The organism is Nonlabens sp. Asnod2-A12, from assembly GCF_045063745.1.
Taxonomy (GTDB): domain Bacteria; phylum Bacteroidota; class Bacteroidia; order Flavobacteriales; family Flavobacteriaceae; genus Nonlabens; species Nonlabens xylanidelens.
Genome location: NZ_JBEFOB010000003.1, coordinates 3,151,716 through 3,171,466, shown reverse-complemented (window position 1 = coordinate 3,171,466; position 19,751 = coordinate 3,151,716). Strand labels below are relative to the sequence as shown.

Below are 19,751 nucleotides of genomic sequence, written 5' to 3'. Positions count from 1 at the left end.
CGAGTGGTTGAATTCTAGAGTTCCACTTTAAAAAACTCACATTGATATGGTGGTTGTAGCTCAGTTGGTTAGAGCGCTGGTTTGTGGTGCCGGAAGTCGCGGGTTCGAATCCCGTCTTCCACCCTAAAAGGTCTTAGTTTTTACTAAGACCTTTTTTTATTTTATAGAATCTCAAACTATAACATTGTACTTCTACTCTATTAAAAAAATAAATTAGAACATAATACAGTTCTTTTATTGCTACATAAATACTCAGTGATTTATTATAAGATTCTTAATAATATCAGATAAACGTAAACTATCCTTAAAACAAAGTTATAAAGCAATAAAGTGCACAAATGATAATCAAAATAAGCACTATTTATTCTACATTAATTCATTGCCACCACAATTCAATAAAATAACATTTGTTAAAATTTATTACATGTGGATCATATTTGCGTTTACAATAGGTATTTAAAATCGAACAAAACATACACTATTAAACCCCTTAAAACTTCCTATTAGAACTTTATTGATAGAATTCTCGGTTCTAACCAACTTAATCCTACTAAATTAATAGGGAATTAAACTTAAATCTGTTAACCATCGATAAATTTTAACACACTTATCGATCGTTTATTTTAAATCAAAAATGTATTTCATCGAAAAAAATAGACGTTTAAAAGCATGGAAAAAACCTCTGATCCATGACTATCAATAGGAATATGATAATATTTACGTTAAATAAGACTATTTCAAGTTTTATTTAAATATCTAGAATCATATGAAATTTCCTATACTTTTAAATCACCAAATAAATAATTTTTCAAACCCTTAAATCTTTTTATTATGAAAAAATCACTAATCAAACTTTCATTAATCGGACTAGCATCCTTTGCAATGCTATTTACTTCATGTGAACAAGATCAAGAAATCACAGTTGATCAAAAGGAAAGTACCTTAGAATTAGCTAAAAAACACGCTGAGAAAATAGGTTATAATCCAGACGATATTGACATCCGTGATTTTCACTATCCAGACGGTACCATTGAAAAAAGAATCTATATAGAAGATGACATCGCTCTATTAGAAGAACAGTTTTTTGCACTAGAACAAATTAACAGTTTCACAAAACAGTTCAGAACTAACAACCTTGTTACAGGTAATAACAGGACTATAGACATAGTAGGCTATACAGGTAATAATCAATACGGTCTTTCTAGCAAAGCTCAAACAGGTCTTAGATGGGCAGTAGCTAACTACAACAGACTTAACAATGTGACCCTAAATTTCAGATTAACTTTCGGAACTAATTTAAACAATGCAGATATGTATGTTTACGACACTTCGTTTAACACTTCTGATCAGGGTGGTGTTGCAGGTTTCCCTGATTCTAGCGGTAGACCTCATGATGCTATTCAAATTTACAACCTAGAAAGCTTTTCAACTAATGTAAATGAACACGTTATCACTCATGAAATAGGTCACTCTATAGGCTTTCGTCACAGTGATTGGTTTTCAAGACAGTCTTGTGGACAGAGTGGTGAGTCTGCAGGGTCTAATGGTGCAAACTACATCAGCGGTACTGTCAATGGATGGGACCCTACTAGTTTAATGAATGCTTGCTTCTCTGCTCAAAGTGATGGAGAATTTAATGCTAATGATAAAATTGCATTAGATCAAATGTACTAATCCAAAAATTATCATTCAATTAGCCTCAAGCTCGACCCTCACAGGTCGAGCTTTTTTAATTCCATTAATTCACATCCAATAAAACAATTTATCTATTTTCATCCTAATACTAATAACTTTAAGAGACATTTTTCAATAATCAACACTTCATTGACACACTGAAAAACCTTAAATAATCACACTAAATAACTTTTTTAACAATACCTTATATCTTAAAGGTTCGGTTTGTTCCGAACTTAATTAATACTTTTGTACCATAAATATTGAACTTATAAATAAGTTTTAAAAATGGAAAGTAACGTTTGTAAAAAAAGAATGGATTTAGTTGAGAAGCTAGGTGTACATTTAGAAGGTAGAGAACAACTTGCTCCTGTTGCGGCTCGCATCTTATCCTACATTATTCTAACTGGTAAAAAAGGAACCACATTTGAAGATATGGTACTTACACTTTGCGCTAGTAAAAGCACAGTTTCAACTCATTTGAATCATTTACAAGATTTAAATAAGATTAAATACTTCACTAAAACTGGCGATCGTAAAAAATATTTCGTGATTAATAAAGATACCATCATCCAACACATTGATAAAATGGTAAAACATTGGCGAGAGGAACGTGAAATTCATGAAGAAATAAAGGTGTACAAGGAATTACAAAACACCGATAAAATCGAAAATGAAGATGAAAAATTCGATTTGAGCTTTCATGATAATTATATCAACTTCATAGAAGATGCAAGCGCCTCTATACAAGCTTTAAGAAAAAAAATAACTGAAAATAAAATCAATATTTAAATACAAATAATAATGAAAAAGAATAATATATATTTTATACTAATGCTTAGTGTATTTTTCACATTAGCAGGTTGTGGTAGTAAAGAAGACCAAGCACCACCACAAGCACCACCTCCTAGCCTACCAATTACTACATTACAATTAAAGACAGTGACAGGCTACACGGATTACCCAGCAACTATAGAAGGTATAGTAAACAGTGATGTGAGAGCAAAAACATCTGGGTATATTGAAAAAGTATATGTAGATGAAGGTCAAAAAGTGCGTAAAGGCCAGCTATTATTTAAACTAGAGACACAATCTCTAAGTCAAGATGCTGGTGCTGCTAAAGCACGAATTAACGTTGCACAAGTAGAAGTTGATAAACTAATACCTCTTGTTGAGAAAAATATCATTAGCCCTGTGCAATTAGAAACAGCTAAAGCAAATCTTGCTCAAGCTAAAGCTAATTATAGTGGCGTTGCAGCAAATATTGGTTACGCAACAATAAAGAGTCCTATAGATGGATATGTAGGTTCCATTAACTTTAGGGAAGGGGCATTAATAAGCCCTAATGATGCAACAGCGTTAACTACAGTAAGTGAAATTGATCAAGTTTATGCTTTTTTTAGTTTTAACGAAGCTCAATACATAGATCATTTACAAAGATCTAAAGGAAAGAATAAAGAAGAACGTATTAAGAACTCACCTGACCTAAGCCTAATCTTAGCAAACGGAAAAGAATATTCTGAAAAAGGACGTATTCAAACTAGCACTGGGCAGATTAATCAAAATACAGGTACTATTCAAATAAGAGCAGCTTTTGCTAATCCTAATGAAATATTAACCAACGGTAATAGTGGTAAAATTAGATTCCCTATAGAATATAAAGATGCGATAGTAGTTCCGCAAAGTGCAACTTTTGAACAACAAGGAGATATTTTAATATTCAAACTAGGTAAAGACAATACAGTTTCCACTACTATCTTAAAAGTACAAGGTAGTGTAGACAATTTATACGTTGTTGAATCTGGCTTAGAGATTAATGATAAAATCGTTATTTCAGGCGCTAGTAAATTGAAAAATGGAATGACCATTTCTCCGGTGGAAACTTCTTTTGAAGAAGCTACTAAACCTGTACCAACCTTATTTAGAAATTAGATTATAACTAAACATATTTATCATGTTAAAAACATTTATTGAAAGACCAGTACTTTCAACAGTTATTTCTATAATCATAGTTTTGTTAGGTGCAATAAGCATCGGTACATTACCTATAGAAGAATATCCTGATATTGCTCCTCCTACTATAAAAGTAACAGCTAGTTACACAGGGGCAAATGCAGAAACCGTATTAGAAAGTGTAATCATACCGATAGAAGAACAAATCAACGGTGTAGAAGGTATGACCTACATCACATCAACTGCATCAAACAATGGTACAGCAGAAATCACTGTTTACTTTGATCAAGAAATCGACGCAGATATTGCAGCTGTTAACGTTCAAAACCGTGTTGCTAGAGCAACACCTTTATTGCCACAAGAGGTTACACAAACAGGTGTAATTACTCAAAAGCAAGAAACGAGTGCATTAATGTTTATATCAATGTATTCTGACAGTGAAAATTACGACGCTACTTTTATTCAGAATTATTTAAAGATTAATGTAATTCCTGCTATGCAACGTATTAGTGGTGTTGGTGATGTGTCTGTATTCTCACAACAAGATTATGCAATGCGCATCTGGTTAAACCCAGAAAAACTAGCTTCTTATAATTTAATTCCTTCTGATATTTCTGCTGTATTAGATGAACAGAATCTAGAAGCTGCCGCCGGTTCATTAGGTGAAAATAATGGAGCCTCATTCTCATATGCTTTAACTTATAGCGGTCGTTTTAAAGACGAAAGTCAATACAGTGATATTGTAATAAAAGCACTTGGAAATGGTGAGTTTTTAAGACTAAAAGATGTTGCAACTATAGAATTAGATGCACAATCTTACTCTTCAAATGCGATGAGTTTAGGTCACCCTGCAGTTTTCATGGGAATCTTTCAAACTAAAGGTTCTAATGCACAGGAAATCATAGAAAACATAAAAATAACATTAGATGGGATTGAAAAAGATCTTCCTGATGGCTTAAATATTTTTGTACCTTATGATACTAGTTTATTTTTAAATGCATCCATTGAAAAAGTAATTCATACTTTACTAGAGGCATTTGTACTTGTTTTCTTAGTAGTTTTCTTATTCCTACAAGACTTTAGATCTACTCTAATTCCTGCGATTGCCGTACCAGTTTCAATAATAGGTACTTTCTTCTTCCTAAATATTTTTGGTTATTCAATTAACTTACTAACGCTATTTGCATTAGTACTAGCGATAGGTATTGTGGTAGATGACGCCATTGTTGTTGTAGAAGCGGTTCATGCTAAACTAGATGAAGGTGAAAAGAATCCTAAAAATGCTACTCTAACTGCGATGAATGAAATCTCAGGTGCCATTATATCGATCACATTGGTAATGGCTGCTGTATTTATTCCAGTAACGTTTATAACTGGTCCTACTGGAGTATTTTATGAGCAATTTGGTGTTACTCTTATTATTGCAATTTTAATTTCTGCTGTTAATGCATTAACTCTTAGTCCTGCCCTTTGTGCGCTATTATTAAAAGGCCACAATGAAGATGAAGAACTAAAAAGCAAAGGTCCTGTAAAACGTTTTTACGCTTTATTTAACCGTGGATTTAATGCTACTATAGAAAGGTATGGAAGATCAATTCAGTTCTTGTATAAAAAGAAAATCATATCTGGAATATTATTGATTATTGCTGTGGTTGGAATCTATTGGGCTGCAAACACTACACCTACTGGTTTTGTACCTAATGAAGATAGAGGTATAATCTTTGCCAATATAGAACTTCCTGCTGGAGCATCATTAGATAGAACAGATGCTGTTGCGAGACAATTGTATTCTAAAATTGAAGGTTTAGAAGGTATAGTAGGTGTTAACTTTATTAAAGGTAGAAGTATCATTAATGGTTCTGGTAGTAATTATGGTTTTGGAATTATTAAATTAGAAAACTGGAGTGATAGAGAAGATCCATCACTATCTGCTCAAGCTATTACTGGAAAACTATTTGGAATTTCAGCAAGTATACCTGAAGCAAATATCATTTTCTTCTCACCACCTAGTATTCGTGGGTTTGGTAATGCTTCTGGTTTTGAAGTAAATTTATTAGATAAATTTGGAGGTGAATTCAAAGACCTGGATCAAGCAAATAAAGATTTTGCTGCCGCGTTAATGCAACATCCAGAAGTGAAATATGCACAATCTGCATTTAGCACTAACTATCCACAATACGAAATGGAAGTTAATGTCCCATTAGCTAAAGAAAAAGGAGTGTCTGTATCGAGTATATTTTCAACACTACAAGGTTATATAGGTGGTGTTTATGCCTCAGATTTTTCAAAATTCGGTAAACAATTCAGAGTATATATTCAAGCATTACCAGAAGATAGAGCTGATGTAAGTGCATTAAATAGCATGTATGTTAGAACGGACTCTGGCGAAATGACACCTATTACACAGTTTGTAAATTTAAAACGTGTTTATGGCCCACAGTCGGTAACTCGTTTCAACCTATTTAATTCTACAAGTATTACTGGTGCTACTAACGATGGCTTTAGTACAGGTGATGCAATTAGAGTTATTGAAGAAGAAGCTGCAAAATTACCGAGTAATTATACCATTGCTTATTCTGGTTTAACTCGTGAAGAGGTGAGCGCTGGAAGTCAGACAATATTCATATTCATATTAAGTATTGTATTTGTTTACTTCTTGCTTAGTGCACAATATGAAAGTTACTTATTACCATTTGCAGTCGTACTATCCCTACCTTTTGGAGTATTCGGAGCTTATATAAGTACTAAGTTGTTAGGACTGGAAAATAATATCTATTTTCAAATAGCATTAATTATGCTTATCGGTTTATTAGCTAAAAATGCCATACTTATTGTGGAGGTTGCGTTACAAAAACGTAGAAACGGTGAGTCTATAGTAGACGCAGCTATCGATGGAGCAAAATCTCGTTTACGTCCTATTCTAATGACATCATTTGCCTTTATACTCGGACTAATGCCTCTTGTACTAGCATCTGGAGTAGGATCAGAAGGAAATAAATCAATAGGTACTGGTGCAGTAGGTGGCTTACTTATAGGTACCCTAATAGGTGTATTTGTTATTCCTATCCTATTTATATTATTTCAATGGTTACAAGAAAAAATTTCTGGTCAACCACAGGTAAAAACTATTGAAGATTAAAAACTATGAAATTTAAAATATCACATAGAATTGTAAATAAAGGAATCTTATTATTAATCATCTTGGTAACACTGCAAAGTTGTTTTGTTGCCAAGGATTATGTAAGACCTGAACTTACTAAAGAGACAGAGGCTCTTTATAGAACTGAAAACCTACCTTCAGATAGTGTCTCTATTGCAAATTTATCTTGGAAAACCTTGTTTAAAGATCCATACCTTCAACAGTATGTTGAAGATGGTCTTAAAAACAACATGGATGTACGTATAGCAATACAACAAATGATTGCCGCACAAGCTTATGCAAAACAAGGAAAAGCAGGGTTCTTGCCTACTTTGAATGTGGGTCCTAATTACACGAGACAGGAGTTCTCTGAAAATAGCCAGTTTGGCTCTATTTTTAGTGGAGGGTTAGACACTTATGACGTTACTGCAAATTTATCTTGGGAAGCAGATATCTGGGGTAAAATAAGAAGTAATAAAAGAGCCACTCAAGCATCATATTTGCAAAGTGTTGCAGCTCATCAAGCAGTTAAGACCCAGCTTATATCTAGTATTGCAAATACTTACTATAACTTATTAGCTCTAGACGCTCAATTAGAAATAACTAAGAAGACTATTGAAACTAGACAAAGTGGTGTAGAAACTATAAAAGCATTAAAAGATGCTGGACAGGTAACGCAGGTTGCTGTAGATCAGAATATTGCACAATACAATAATGCAAGAGCTCTACAAGTAGATATTGAAACAGCTATTTTCAAAACTGAAAACATGCTTAGTATATTGCTAGGGAGATCACCTCAACATTTTGAAAGAAGCTCACTCGATCTTCAAAATCTAGAACAAGAAACCATGTTAGGTGTACCAGCTACATTGTTAAGCAATAGACCAGATGTAATGGCAGCAGAGTATAGTCTAATTCAATCTTTTGAGTTGACTAACGTAGCTAATAGTAGTTTCTACCCATCTTTAACATTAACTGCATCAGGAGGTTTACAAAGTTTACAGCTAGAAGATTTATTTAAAACTAATTCTTTATTTGCAAATATAATAGGAGGATTAACACAGCCTCTTTTAAACCAGCGTAAACTTAAAACTCAAAAAGAAGTAGCCCTAGCAAATCAAGAAAGCGCTCTTATTAATTTTAAGAAAACGCTATTGACTGCTGGTAATGAAGTATCAAATGCTTTATATAGTTATGAAAACGAGGTCAAAAAATTTGAGTTCAGAAAAAACGAAGTCGAGGCTTTGAGAACTGCCGAAACAAATTCTGAAGAGTTACTCAAAAATGGGTACGCTACCTATTTAGATTTATTAACAGCTAGAGAAAGTGCCTTAACGGCAGAGCTTAATGTAATCGACAGTAAACTATTACAGCTTACATCTATAGTAGATCTATATGAAGCTCTGGGAGGTGGATGGAGATAATAACTACTAAGTGAGTAGTATATTTTTTATTGTACTAGCAATAATATAAAAGGAGGATTGGGGTATGATTAGTCACACTCAATCCTCCTTTTTTTTACTTTATTTCAAGTTTTATAAGATCACTTATATAAAAGAGCATGGCTTATATTAAAATGACCACTCACTTTCATTGAAAATTACATTACAATGATTCCAAGAATCAATATTCAAGACATAAAAAAAGACTTATCATTTTAAATGATAAGTCTTTTGTTGTGACCTCGACAGGATTCAAACCTGTAACCTCTTGAGCCGTAATCAAGTGCGCTATTCAGTTGCGCCACGAGGCCATTTTTAATTACTTTAAGGTAGCAATTTAAAATAAGTTTTAAACTTATCACCTTTGCCTCCGAACATATCATTCTTTAGCGGCTGCAAATATAGTTTAATTTAAAAATACAACAAGGCTTTTTTTGAATAAATTTTAAAAAATAAATTTTAGAGTATCAATAACCCCTTCTACTTCTAATTAAATACCACTTCATAACCTAATACAGTAAACCCTTTTTTATATTTATCGCATGAATAATACAACTCTCTCTAAATTTATTAAAGACATACCTAACTTTCCTAAAGAAGGAATCGTTTTTAAAGATATTTCTCCTCTACTAGCCTCAAAAGAAGCGAGGGAATCGATGACTCAATCTCTTATTGCGCCATATAAGGATAAAAATATAGACGTAGTAATAGGCATAGAATCTAGAGGTTTTCTTTTTGGAATGTTAATGGCCGATGCTCTAAATGCAAAATTTGTAATGATGCGTAAACCTGGTAAATTACCAGGAGAGATCATATCTCAAGAATATCAATTAGAATACGGCACAGATACTCTTGAAATACAAAAAGACAGCTTATCATCACGCGATAATGTCTTGATCCATGATGATGTACTTGCCACTGGTGGTACTGCAGCAGCTGCCTTATCATTAGTAGAACAAACTGGTGCCACAACAGTAGGGTATAGTTTTATTATAGAATTAGACTTCTTAAAAGGTAAGGACCTCTTAAAAAATCCTAACGTTCATTCTATTTTACACTATTAATCATTAATTAAGAGCCAGACTATTCCAGCTAGACTGAAAATCTTTATCAAACAAAATAGCTTTGTGCTTTGCGGTTCTTAAACCCTTATATCTTTTATATTGTTTAGGGCTTAAGAATTGTATTGCATTATTTTTCATCCCCAATGCGCTATTAATTTTGGTACGTTGTAATTCACTTAACGGTAAGTATTTATAATCGCTATGCTTGAGGTAATAGTCCTCATCTTTGCTCGATGCATAATAGGATTTATCAAGGCCTATTAATTTCATATCTCTACGGCTGGCAAATTGATCTAGCTGCTCATTACTAGTCACTGTATTATCATAAGTTACCTTTACGACCTCATATCCCTTCATAAAACCAGCCTCTGTATTTAACACTCCTAGTTGTGAACCCAGTTCTTTCTCTCCAGTCCAGAAACAGTACATACTATAATAACGATCTTGTTGACTAGCACTACTCACATGCAGCTCTTCTCCTAACAGTTTCATATAAGCAGGCACTTCTTTCTTATAAATAACCAGCGCCTCCTCCATAGCGGTGTAAAGTCCTTGGGCTGTATAATTACCTGCTACACGTTTTACCATTTTATCTCCTTTATCATTTACAATGTTAACAACAGGATTGTTCCAGGCACTTTCTGTATATTTTTCTAAAATTACACGATCCTTACCTCCTTTATTATTATAAATGGCAAGTGGTATAAATTCATTTTCGATAACCTCTGTCATTAAGGGATTACTCAATACATCCTTACCATAGTTTTGGCAAGTAGAACAGCCTGGCACCTCTTGAAATAAAATTAAAACTGGCTTTCCAGACTCTTTAGAGCTTTTAAGAGCCTGATCATAATCTCTATACCATGAAACTTTACCTAACTCTGTAGGTTGATTAGATGGATTTGTACGTGTTTGCGCTGTGGACATTGCTATACCAACTAATAAAAATGCGCAACATTGAATTGTCTTTAAAATATTCATATCTTTTTCCTTTGATTTAAAGGTAAATGAAGAATATATAAGAAGTATCACGGTAGTATAAACTTTGTACTATCTATTATGTTTATTGGGTTTCCGCTTTCGCGAAAGCGAGAATCAAACTAACCCTATTCACCTAACACTTCTGATGCCCACTCAATAGCTTCTAAAACAGTAGAAGCCACCATAAATCTCTTTGCATAAAATTTACTCTCAAAAAGTGCTGTTTTCTTACCTATTAAGGAAGTAGTGATAATACAAACTCCTAGTAGGTTATCAATTTTTGAAGTTTCTAAGTAGGTTATAGGATTTACAGTATACTCCAGCGTACGATTAGAAATGTACACCCAATTTTTATCTGTAAAATGATTCAAGATAATGTCTCGCATCTCGTCATTATTCTCTGGCTTAAGAACAACACCTTCATTTATTTGAGCTATTACATAATTCCCAAATATAAAAAGCTCACCATAATCTAGATTATGATATAAAATTCGTGACATAAATAGGTTGGTTTATTGCCGGCAAAACTAACATTAACTTTTATCACCAACTCCATCTACTATACTAAATAGCAATTAATTAACATTTAAGATTACCGTGATCGATTTTTTTCAAGGACACGATCCATACAATTAATCCCATCTATTCCAGCACTAATAATACCACCGGCATATCCTGCACCTTCTGCACAAGGATAAAGCCCTTTAATATCAACATGTTCGAGAGTTATAGGGTCTCTAGGTATATTGATAGGTGAACTGGTTCTACTTTCTGGGGCATGCAATACAGCATCATTAGTATAATACCCTTTCATCTTTTTACCGAATGCTACAAAAGCAATCCTTAAACGACTCGCTAACATGTCTGGCAATACTTTATTTAAATCTACACTAGTTAATCCAGGATGGTAAGAAGTTTTAGGGAAATCTGTAGATACCTTTCCTTCTACAAAATCCATCATGCGTTGTGCCGGTACTCGTTGCGTTTTTCCTGCTGCAAGCCAACAATCGTATTCTACTTGTTTTTGAAAATCTAGTGACACAAATGGATCGTTAGGGTTATTAGGGTCATAATTAGGAAGATCTTCTGGAGAGACGCTTACCACTATCCCACTATTAGAATAAGGATTATTACGTTTACTAGGGCTCCAGCCATTAGTAACTACCTCTTCTGTATCTGTAGCGCATGGAGCAATTATACCGCCAGGACACATACAGAAAGAGTAAACACCCATACCATCTACCTGCTCTACTAGGCTGTAACTAGCTGGTGGCAAATATGGGTTTTGATCGTCTCCATGGTATTGAATCTGGTCTATAAGCTCTTGTTGATGCTCTATTCTTACCCCTATTGCAAATGGTTTTGCAAGAATCTTTACATCTCTTTTATGCAGTAAATTGAATATATCTCTAGCAGAGTGTCCAGTGGCTAGAATTACATTATCGTACTCCTTCCACTCTACATCATTAATTTGTATCGCTTTGATTTTATTATTCTCATGACGTAGGTCGGTCATTTTGGACTCAAAATGCACCTCTCCTCCAGCCTCAAGAATAGCTTCTCTCATAGAGGTAATAATTTGTGGCAGTTTATTAGTCCCTATATGTGGATGCGCATCTACTAGAATATCTGGCGTCGCACCAAAATCTACAAACCACTCTAACGCTTTAAGAACGTTACCTCGTTTCTTTGATCTAGTATATAATTTACCATCACTATAAGTACCTGCTCCACCTTCTCCATAACAGTAATTTGATTCTGGATTAACAGTATGATCTTTATTAATCGCAGCGAGATCACGTCTCCTAGAACGTACATCTTTACCTCTTTCATAAACTATAGGTTTAAGACCACCTTCTACAGCTCTTAAAGCGGCATATAACCCAGCTGGTCCAGCACCTATTATAGCTACTTCAGTGGCAGCAGAAACATCTTGTATTTTATAGACTTCTCTTTCAGGGATTTCTTCTCCTGTAAGCCATAATTCTATTTGCAAGTTGTACTTTACTTTCTTCTGTCTCGCGTCTATAGATCTTTTTCTAACGTTCCATTTTTGAACGTCATCCATACGCAGGTCTATTTTTTCAAAAACCTTATGTAGTATATGATCTTCGTCTTCAAGGTGATGCGGTAAAACAGAAATTTGCACTAGTTTGCTCATGTGACAAAGGTAATAGAGAACATACCAATAAAAGGAAAACATATAAATGAAAAAAAGCCTTTTCCACAAATATGAAAAAGGCTTTTATTAAAACAGTATATAGATTTATTTACTGTACTTCTTTAAATTCTCTATTTGTGTTTCTATGGCTGTTTTAAATTCTGCCTTCATTCTATTGAGTAAGTCAGTTACTGGTACCGAATCCTTAATGGTAGCACTACCTTGTCCTGCGCTCCATATCGTTTTCCATGCTTTGGCCTCGGTATTCATTTCTTTACCAAAGTCAATTTTTACCTTGGCCTTCATTTGCTCTTCTGTAATACCAGCTGCATTTAAACTAGCGCCTAAAAAGTTTGCACTAACTCCAGAAATAGCAGCTGTATAAACTATATCGCTGCAACCAGCCTCGATAATCATATCACGATAATCATCTGTCGCCTTAGACTCATCTGTATTTATAAAACGTGTACCCATGTAAGCGAGATCTGCACCCATTTGTAATGCACTAGCTACATCCTGACCAGAACTCATTGCACCAGAAAGTAAAATAGTCCCTTTAAAAAACTCTTTAGTCTCTCTTATAAAAGGCATAGGATTATTAGTCCCAGCATGACCACCTGCTCCTGCACAAACTAATATTAATCCGTCCACACCAGCTTCTTGAGCTTTTTGAGCGTGACGTTTCTTAATTACATCATGAAATACAATTCCCCCATAACTATGTACAGCATCTACCACATCGCTCACAGCACCTAATGAGGTGATAATAAGTGGCACTTTATGTTTTACACACAGTCTTAAATCTGCTTCTAATCTTGGATTACTTCCATGAACGATAAGATTAACACCAAAAGGTGCTGCCGTCTTTCCTGTTTCTTTTTCCCATTGGGATAATTCCTCTTTTATCTGTATCAACCATTCTTCAAAACCTTCACTAGAACGCTGATTAAGTGCTGGAAAAGTACCTACGATACCATTTTTACAGCAGGAAATAACTAATTCTGGTCCAGAAATTAAAAACATAGGTGCTGCAACAACTGGCAACGATAGTTTATTTGTGAATTGTGAAGTGGTCATAAATATTGTTTTCATCAAAGTTAACAAAGTATTACTATGTATGCATAATAAATTAAACAGATCTTTAAAAAACTACCTTCTGCACGAACTAATCACAATAGACATTACATTTGTAACAAATTGATTGTGCCTCCGTTATTTTATAAATTGTAACCTCTAGCCATTGAAAAAGTTTATATTATTAAGTGTTTTTAGTGTTCTCGCTTTCGCGAAAGCGCACTCACAAAAAGCAACTCTATCAGGAACTATTACCGAAGAAGCATCTGGGGAAACCATGCTTAACGTAAATGTTATTATCACAGATTTACAAACCGGTACGATAACAAATGAATACGGTTACTACTCTATCACACTGCCTGTAGGAACCTACAACATTCAATTTACCAGTATAGGTTATGCTACGATAGAACGTAGGATTTTACTAGAAGAAAATCTCAAATTAAACATCTCTCTTAAAGAACAAGGAGAAGAATTAGATGCGATTATACTGACTAACGATGTAGAAAAATTAAGCACAAAATCACCTCAAATGAGTGTGAATGCTCTTTCTATAGAAACTATAAAAAAAATACCTGTCGTACTAGGAGAGACGGACTTAATAAAGTCTCTTACTTTATTACCTGGTGTTACTAATGCTGGCGAGGGCGCTAGTGGTTTTAATGTACGAGGTGGCGCTGCCGACCAAAATCTGGTTCTACTTGATGAGGCTACTCTTTATGGAAGTGATCATTTATTTGGTTTCTTCTCTGTATTTAACCCAGACGCTATTAAAGATCTTAAACTGTATAAAGGTGGTATACCGGCTAGATATGGTGGTCGAGTTTCTAGCGTGCTGGACATCTATCAACGTGATGGAAATAAAAATAAACTGAGTGGTACTGGTGGTATAGGACTAGTGGCAAGTAGATTGCTATTAGAAGGTCCTATTATTAAAGAAAAAGCATCATTTTTAATAGGCGGTCGCAGTAGTTATGCCCATTTATTCTTACCACTATTCGACGTGGATAATGTCGCTTATTTTTATGATTTAAACGCTAAGGCTAGTTTTAATCTGGACGATAGTAACCGTTTGTATATGTCTAGTTATTTTGGTCGTGATGTTTTTAATGTAGATAATCTTTTCAGTAACACTTTTGGTAATAGTTTTGTAAACCTGAGATGGAACCACCTTTTTAATGATAAGTGGTTTTCTAACGCATCGCTTATTTACAGCGATTACAATTATGGATTAGAATTAGACTTTGTTGAATTCACCTTTGACAGCGGTATTTCTAATCTTAATGCAAAGTATGACCTCACCCATTTTGTAAATGATAAGGTGAAAATGAGATATGGAATCAACACCATTTACTATGAATTTGACCCAGGAAAAATTAAACCTACCAGCTCTACCAGTGGCATCAATGAAAGACAACTCGTTAAAAAATATGCGTGGGAAAACGGCATCTATGCAGACGGCGAGTTTACCCTAAGCGATAAAATTAATATCAATGCAGGTTTAAGAATAAGCAGTTTTAATAGATTAGGGCAGGAAAGCCTTAATATTTATGAAAATAATGAAGCACTTTCTTATAATGAAGAGTTAGAAATCTATGAAAGTGAAGATGCCGTAGATACTTTTTCCAGCAGTCGCAGTGAGACACTAGAATCCTTTATTAATCTAGAACCTAGATTTTCTATAGCCTATTCTATAGATGACGACACGAGTATTAAAGCCAGTTACCAGCGTATTAATCAATACATACATTTAATCTCTAATACTAATGCACCTACCCCATTTGACTTATATGCACCTAGTGGTACATTTATTAAACCACAAAAAGGAAATCAAGTAGCTGCAGGTTTTTTTAAAAACATAGGTGATTATTCTATTGAAACAGAGGTTTTTTACAAAACAGTAAAAAATAGACTGGATTATATAGACGGTGCAGATCTTATTGCAAACGATGCTGTAGAACAAATACTATTAGAAGGCGAAGCCAGAGCGTATGGTCTAGAATTTTTATTCAGAAAAAACGAAGGGAAATTACAAGGCTGGATAGCCTACACACTCTCAAAAAGTGAACAGCGCACTCCTGGAAGAACAGCCGTAGAACCAGGCATTAATAATGGAGAATGGTATAATGCTGCGTGGGATAAAACCCATGATCTTACCATAACAGCAAATTACGACCTGAATAAAAAATGGGACCTTGGCGCAAATTTCACTTTACAAACAGGACAGCCGGTCACGTATCCAAACGGACAGTATGAGTTTAACGGTTTATTTGTTCCCACATTTGAGTCTAGAAATAGTAGTAGACTGCCTATTATTCATAGACTGGATTTTTCGGCAACTTACACACCTCAACCTAATAAGAAAAAAGGATGGCAATCGAGCTGGGTTTTCAGTTTATATAATGCCTATAATAGACGCAATGCAGTAAGCATCTCATTTGCCGAAAATGAAGATACTGATAGAAATGAAGCTACACGATTATCCATTTTTGGTGTCGTACCAGCCGTCACTTATAATTTTAAATTTTAAGAAAATGAAAAAGTCACCTTACATAATTATCGCTCTACTTTTTCTCATATCCTGCTCTGATGTGGTAGAATTAGATCTTAATAATTCAGACCCTAGACTAGTTATAGACGCTAGACTAGAACTACAGGAAGACGGTACCACTAGTTCTATTGTAGAATTAACTCGCACGGCAGGCTTTTATATAGAAGAAAATCCTAGCGTTACTGACGCTACCGTTTTTATAACTGAAGATAACGGTACAGTACACAATTTCACAACCACAGGTAATCAAGGCATCTATACTAATAACACTATAAACCTGCAGGATAGCAACATCTACACACTAACCATTGTGGACCAAGCAGACACCTATACCAGCAGTGAGCAACTAGAGCGCACTTCTACTTTTACAGGTGTAGAGCAAGAATCTTTTGACGGTTTTGATGACGAGTTTTTACAAATAACGGCATCCTTTGATGATCCTGCAGGACTAGGCGACTTTTATCTATTTAAGTATGACGACATAGATAATGACCAAGTAGATATAGGTGATGATGAATTTATAGACGGTAATAATGCTGATACCATATTCTTTGTAGAAGATGCTGTACCAGGTACAGTTGCAACTATAAAAATAATGGGAATAGACCAGAGATGCTTTAATTTTTATGAGGTATTATTACAACAGGCCGGAGATAGCGGCAGTCCATTTGCTACTCAACCTGCAGTAGTCAGAGGTAATATTATTAATTCTACAGATTCAGATCGTTACCCATTTGGATATTTTAGAATATCCGAAGTTTTTGAAGTAGAATACACCATTCAATAAATAACTAAGTTACTCGCATATTACATAAGGCACATAATTCTAAACAAAAAAAGAGTGACTTATAAAAGTCACTCTTTTTATTATTTAGTCTCATATTATAATTGACAACTTATAATCTGAAAATAGATTTATTTTCATCCATAAAGCGCCAGTGATAGCGAGGGTCATTACCACTAAAACGTTCTACTCGATTGCGTTCTGAACCTCTATAATCTAGAGCGATTATAGTTGGATACTTTACTTTATATTTATCTGAGAGTTTTTTATTGGTCTTTTTCTCATTCTCGGAAATGATATCATCGCGATAAGGATTATCTAAATACACGATATGATATTTTGCAGATTCTTCTACAAACTTATCGGTGTGAAAAAAGTATTTTTCTAGTTTAACACATGGTGTACACCAGTCACTACCTGTAAAATAAACCAAGATAGGTTTTTTAGTTTTTCTAGCCTCTTTCTTAGCTTCGTCTAGACTAGTTAACCATTGTAAATCATAAGTCACTTCTTCACTATTAGCAACTTGAACATCGTTAGAAGCCTCGTCTTGCGCACTAACGGCCATGGAAAAAAGTAAAAACGGAAGAATAAAAAGTAGTCTCATTTGTTTAAATTTTCAATTCAAAGGTAAATTAATAGTAGATAACAGACAATTATCTTGCCACTTTCTAAACGTATGAAATCATTTCTTGTTGCGGCTTGCGCACTTTTTTAAGTTGAGCCATAAAATCGTCAGTAGAGCGATGTCCCACAGGAAGCAATAGCACACTTTTTAATCCTTTACTTTTTAGATTCAAAAGCTCATCCATTTTCTCTGGCACAAAACCCTCCATAGGACAGGAATCTATCTGTTCATGGGCACAAACTGTAAGTAGATTACCTAAAATAAGATAAGCCTGACTCCTTGCCCATTGCTCAATTTCTAATGTATTTTTATTTGAAAAACTATCTATTAAAAACTCCTTAAACGGATTTAAAACCTCGTCTGGAGTGTTGCGTACTTTTTTAACCAGCTTAAAATAAGAATCGATAAACGGTTCATCTACCTCTGTAATGCATATCACAAGTACCGCGCTAGCGCCCTTAACCTGCAACTGGCCATAAGAATGTGCCACCATTTGGTCTTTTACCTTTTGGTCTGTAACGATAACTAACTTACAAGGTTGCAAACCATAAGAAGTTGCTGTTAAGTTAAATGCCTGCGCTAGCACATCTAACTGTGCAGACGATAACTTTTTATCAGCATCAAATTTCTTTGTTGCATACCTCCATTGTAAACTTTCTATACTATCCATATGTATGATGCGTTATATTTGTGATCGAGAGATGGATGTTAGTTTCGCTTTCGCGAAAGCGGAATCTACACCAAACATCTTCCTTATTTAAACGTAAAAATAACCTACGGAAAAGATCTTTTATTAGCTTTCCAATAACTTATTTCAATGCAAGACATCGATACACGTATTAAAGAATCAGAAACAAGTATTTTTAAAGCCGTTTTTCCTAATACAACAAATCATTACGATACCCTTTTTGGTGGTACCGCGTTGCATCTCATGGACGAAGTTTCTTTTATATGCGCTACGAGATTTTCTAGAAAAAAGGTAGTGACTATTAGTACTGATAAAATAGATTTTAAAAAACCTATTCCTCAAGGTAGCATTATTGAGCTGGTAGGGAAAATTTCTAAAGTAGGTAACACGAGTTGTGTCGTAGAAACCAGCATTTATATGGAAGACATGTACAGCTACTCTAGAGAAAAGGTAGTAACAGGTACTTTTACCTTTGTCGCAATAGACGATAATAAAAACCCTACCTCTATTCTATAATATGCGCAGACTCTTAAACATACTAGTATTCGGTATTATAATAGGTCTCGCTGGTATACTTATTTTACAATTACATGTAAAACGTACCTCTAGAGACGTTATCACAACTCATGTTAGCGAGTTAAAAACGGCTTATACCGGTATCGTTCTAGGGGCTAGTGTAAAACCAGACAAGACACTTTCTCCTATTTTACAAGATCGTGTAGATGCGGCACTACTAGCCTATGAAAATAAAAAGTTTAAGAAATTTCTACTCAGTGGTGATCATGGTGAGAAAAACTATGACGAAGTAAATGCCATGAAAAATTATCTAAATGATAAAGGCGTACCAGACGAGGATATCTTCTTAGATCATGCAGGTTTTGACACCTACGACACCATGTTTAGAGCACGCGATGTTTTTAAAGTCGACAACGCTATCATATTCACACAAGAATTTCATTTACCACGTGCTGTTTACATCGCAAAGAAAATGGGCCTAGACGTACAAGGTTATGTTGCAGATAATCGTGAATACCCTGGCAACAGTCATTTTGCAAGAAGAGAATGGCTTGCTAACATAAAAGCATGGATGGAACTTAATATAGATAAATCACCTACGTACACAGGCAAGGTGATCCCTATTACAGGAGAAAGCAGCTTATCACACGATAAAAATTAAATTTCACGTTTTTTCCCCTTATAATTAGGTGAGTGAAGAATCTATCGTATTTATTTAAACAAATCACCTGGTTACAACCTTTTAACTATCAACCCATTAATAATAAATTAAAATTAAAACCTTTATTTTATTTCAAAAATAGCCGATTTTTAAAAGTTTAATTATATATTTGCAACCGCTAAAACAAAAAGCTTTTTTTGTTTTAATAGACTGGAGAAGTGGCAGAGTGGTCGAATGCACTGGTCTTGAAAACCAGCGAGGGTCACACCTCCGGGGGTTCGAATCCCTCCTTCTCCGCTGCAACCCTGATAATCTTTTGATTATCAGGGTTTTTTATTTTCTATCTATTTACAATTTAATTAGACATTCCGCTTTTGCAAAAGCGAGACAAACATCCATCTACTCATTAAGGTAAAACCACCTACTTATTATCTA

At 34.5% G+C, this 19,751-nt stretch carries 16 protein-coding genes and 3 tRNA genes; 12 read left to right on the top strand and 7 right to left on the bottom strand.

Annotated features, from left to right (window positions below; translation table 11 throughout):
• Nucleotides 1-48 precede the first annotated feature (48 nt).
• The 6 genes from ACJJVJ_RS14395 (at nt 49) to ACJJVJ_RS14370 (ending at nt 8,190) form a co-directional block, all read left to right on the top strand.
• Nucleotides 49-124, top strand: a tRNA-His gene (locus ACJJVJ_RS14395).
• Between the two features lie 707 nt (nt 125-831).
• Nucleotides 832-1,674, top strand: a complete 843-nt coding sequence (locus ACJJVJ_RS14390) for a M57 family metalloprotease (protein ID WP_405371118.1) — start codon at nt 832-834, stop codon at nt 1,672-1,674.
• A gap of 288 nt (nt 1,675-1,962) precedes the next feature.
• Complete coding sequence (locus ACJJVJ_RS14385; protein ID WP_104516657.1) at nt 1,963-2,466, top strand: GbsR/MarR family transcriptional regulator; 504 nt, start codon at nt 1,963-1,965, stop codon at nt 2,464-2,466.
• A gap of 12 nt (nt 2,467-2,478) precedes the next feature.
• The gene (locus tag ACJJVJ_RS14380; RefSeq protein ID WP_405371117.1) at nt 2,479-3,606 is read left to right on the top strand and encodes an efflux RND transporter periplasmic adaptor subunit; all 1,128 of its coding nucleotides are present in this window, start codon (nt 2,479-2,481) and stop codon (nt 3,604-3,606) included.
• Nucleotides 3,607-3,628: 22 nt separating this feature from the next.
• Nucleotides 3,629-6,766 carry an efflux RND transporter permease subunit gene (locus ACJJVJ_RS14375; protein ID WP_405371116.1) on the top strand — a complete coding sequence of 1,046 codons (3,138 nt, stop codon included), beginning with the start codon at nt 3,629-3,631 and terminating at the stop codon, nt 6,764-6,766.
• Nucleotides 6,767-6,771: 5 nt separating this feature from the next.
• Nucleotides 6,772-8,190, top strand: coding sequence for an efflux transporter outer membrane subunit (locus ACJJVJ_RS14370; protein ID WP_405371115.1), 1,419 nt, complete (start codon nt 6,772-6,774; stop codon nt 8,188-8,190).
• Between the two features lie 255 nt (nt 8,191-8,445).
• On the opposite strand, the gene ACJJVJ_RS14365 is transcribed toward ACJJVJ_RS14370, so the two are convergent.
• A tRNA-Arg gene (locus ACJJVJ_RS14365) sits at nt 8,446-8,519 on the bottom strand.
• A gap of 231 nt (nt 8,520-8,750) precedes the next feature.
• Here ACJJVJ_RS14365 and ACJJVJ_RS14360 point away from each other — a divergent pair.
• The gene (locus ACJJVJ_RS14360; RefSeq protein ID WP_104516684.1) at nt 8,751-9,272 is read left to right on the top strand and encodes an adenine phosphoribosyltransferase; all 522 of its coding nucleotides are present in this window, start codon (nt 8,751-8,753) and stop codon (nt 9,270-9,272) included.
• A gap of 3 nt (nt 9,273-9,275) precedes the next feature.
• Here the strand turns inward: ACJJVJ_RS14360 and ACJJVJ_RS14355 are convergent, their stop codons facing one another.
• The 4 genes from ACJJVJ_RS14355 to ACJJVJ_RS14340 form a co-directional block, all read right to left on the bottom strand.
• On the bottom strand, nt 9,276-10,253 hold the full coding sequence (locus ACJJVJ_RS14355; RefSeq protein ID WP_405371114.1) for a VPGUxxT family thioredoxin-like (seleno)protein, type 2: 978 nt from the start codon (nt 10,251-10,253) through the stop codon (nt 9,276-9,278).
• 125 nt (nt 10,254-10,378) lie between these two features.
• The gene (locus ACJJVJ_RS14350) at nt 10,379-10,753 is read right to left on the bottom strand and encodes a hypothetical protein (protein WP_405371113.1); all 375 of its coding nucleotides are present in this window, start codon (nt 10,751-10,753) and stop codon (nt 10,379-10,381) included.
• 92 nt (nt 10,754-10,845) lie between these two features.
• Nucleotides 10,846-12,414, bottom strand: coding sequence for an NAD(P)/FAD-dependent oxidoreductase (locus ACJJVJ_RS14345; protein WP_405371112.1), 1,569 nt, complete (start codon nt 12,412-12,414; stop codon nt 10,846-10,848).
• Nucleotides 12,415-12,519: 105 nt separating this feature from the next.
• Entirely contained in the window at nt 12,520-13,491 is a 972-nt protein-coding gene (locus tag ACJJVJ_RS14340; protein WP_104516688.1) for a nitronate monooxygenase family protein, read from the bottom strand.
• A gap of 163 nt (nt 13,492-13,654) precedes the next feature.
• Here ACJJVJ_RS14340 and ACJJVJ_RS14335 point away from each other — a divergent pair, with 163 nt between their 5' ends.
• Together ACJJVJ_RS14335 and ACJJVJ_RS14330 are read left to right on the top strand one after the other, a co-directional pair.
• Nucleotides 13,655-16,018, top strand: coding sequence for a TonB-dependent receptor (locus tag ACJJVJ_RS14335; protein ID WP_405371110.1), 2,364 nt, complete (start codon nt 13,655-13,657; stop codon nt 16,016-16,018).
• 4 nt (nt 16,019-16,022) lie between these two features.
• Nucleotides 16,023-16,826: a DUF4249 family protein gene (locus ACJJVJ_RS14330; protein ID WP_104516690.1), complete on the top strand. Its 804-nt coding sequence runs from the start codon at nt 16,023-16,025 to the stop codon at nt 16,824-16,826.
• Nucleotides 16,827-16,935: 109 nt separating this feature from the next.
• Here ACJJVJ_RS14330 and ACJJVJ_RS14325 read toward each other — a convergent pair whose 3' ends face one another.
• Together ACJJVJ_RS14325 and ACJJVJ_RS14320 are read right to left on the bottom strand one after the other, a co-directional pair.
• Nucleotides 16,936-17,430, bottom strand: a complete 495-nt coding sequence (locus tag ACJJVJ_RS14325; protein ID WP_104516691.1) for a thioredoxin family protein — start codon at nt 17,428-17,430, stop codon at nt 16,936-16,938.
• Nucleotides 17,431-17,494: 64 nt separating this feature from the next.
• Nucleotides 17,495-18,121: an NAD(P)H-dependent oxidoreductase gene (locus tag ACJJVJ_RS14320; protein ID WP_104516692.1), complete on the bottom strand. Its 627-nt coding sequence runs from the start codon at nt 18,119-18,121 to the stop codon at nt 17,495-17,497.
• Nucleotides 18,122-18,268: 147 nt separating this feature from the next.
• On the opposite strand from ACJJVJ_RS14320, the gene ACJJVJ_RS14315 reads away from it, so the two are divergent.
• The 3 genes from ACJJVJ_RS14315 to ACJJVJ_RS14305 all read left to right on the top strand — a co-directional run bounded on the left by ACJJVJ_RS14315 (nt 18,269) and on the right by ACJJVJ_RS14305 (nt 19,613).
• Nucleotides 18,269-18,655 carry an acyl-CoA thioesterase gene (locus tag ACJJVJ_RS14315; RefSeq protein WP_104516693.1) on the top strand — a complete coding sequence of 129 codons (387 nt, stop codon included), beginning with the start codon at nt 18,269-18,271 and terminating at the stop codon, nt 18,653-18,655.
• Nucleotide 18,656: 1 nt separating this feature from the next.
• On the top strand, nt 18,657-19,316 hold the full coding sequence (locus ACJJVJ_RS14310; RefSeq protein WP_104516694.1) for a vancomycin high temperature exclusion protein: 660 nt from the start codon (nt 18,657-18,659) through the stop codon (nt 19,314-19,316).
• Between the two features lie 212 nt (nt 19,317-19,528).
• Nucleotides 19,529-19,613, top strand: a tRNA-Ser gene (locus tag ACJJVJ_RS14305).
• Nucleotides 19,614-19,751 lie beyond the last annotated feature (138 nt).

What these genes read in the sequence shown, in the direction of transcription:
- ACJJVJ_RS14390 (WP_405371118.1), top strand. Translation starts at nt 832, where the DNA reads ATGAAAAAATCACTAATCAAACTTTCATTAATCGGACTAGCATCCTTT.
- ACJJVJ_RS14385 (WP_104516657.1), top strand. Translation starts at nt 1,963, where the DNA reads ATGGAAAGTAACGTTTGTAAAAAAAGAATGGATTTAGTTGAGAAGCTA.
- ACJJVJ_RS14380 (WP_405371117.1), top strand. Translation starts at nt 2,479, where the DNA reads ATGAAAAAGAATAATATATATTTTATACTAATGCTTAGTGTATTTTTC.
- ACJJVJ_RS14375 (WP_405371116.1), top strand. Translation starts at nt 3,629, where the DNA reads ATGTTAAAAACATTTATTGAAAGACCAGTACTTTCAACAGTTATTTCT.
- ACJJVJ_RS14370 (WP_405371115.1), top strand. Translation starts at nt 6,772, where the DNA reads ATGAAATTTAAAATATCACATAGAATTGTAAATAAAGGAATCTTATTA.
- ACJJVJ_RS14360 (WP_104516684.1), top strand. Translation starts at nt 8,751, where the DNA reads ATGAATAATACAACTCTCTCTAAATTTATTAAAGACATACCTAACTTT.
- ACJJVJ_RS14355 (WP_405371114.1), bottom strand. Translation starts at nt 10,253, where the DNA reads ATGAATATTTTAAAGACAATTCAATGTTGCGCATTTTTATTAGTTGGT.
- ACJJVJ_RS14350 (WP_405371113.1), bottom strand. Translation starts at nt 10,753, where the DNA reads ATGTCACGAATTTTATATCATAATCTAGATTATGGTGAGCTTTTTATA.
- ACJJVJ_RS14345 (WP_405371112.1), bottom strand. Translation starts at nt 12,414, where the DNA reads ATGAGCAAACTAGTGCAAATTTCTGTTTTACCGCATCACCTTGAAGAC.
- ACJJVJ_RS14340 (WP_104516688.1), bottom strand. Translation starts at nt 13,491, where the DNA reads ATGACCACTTCACAATTCACAAATAAACTATCGTTGCCAGTTGTTGCA.
- ACJJVJ_RS14330 (WP_104516690.1), top strand. Translation starts at nt 16,023, where the DNA reads ATGAAAAAGTCACCTTACATAATTATCGCTCTACTTTTTCTCATATCC.
- ACJJVJ_RS14325 (WP_104516691.1), bottom strand. Translation starts at nt 17,430, where the DNA reads ATGAGACTACTTTTTATTCTTCCGTTTTTACTTTTTTCCATGGCCGTT.
- ACJJVJ_RS14320 (WP_104516692.1), bottom strand. Translation starts at nt 18,121, where the DNA reads ATGGATAGTATAGAAAGTTTACAATGGAGGTATGCAACAAAGAAATTT.
- ACJJVJ_RS14315 (WP_104516693.1), top strand. Translation starts at nt 18,269, where the DNA reads ATGCAAGACATCGATACACGTATTAAAGAATCAGAAACAAGTATTTTT.
- ACJJVJ_RS14310 (WP_104516694.1), top strand. Translation starts at nt 18,657, where the DNA reads ATGCGCAGACTCTTAAACATACTAGTATTCGGTATTATAATAGGTCTC.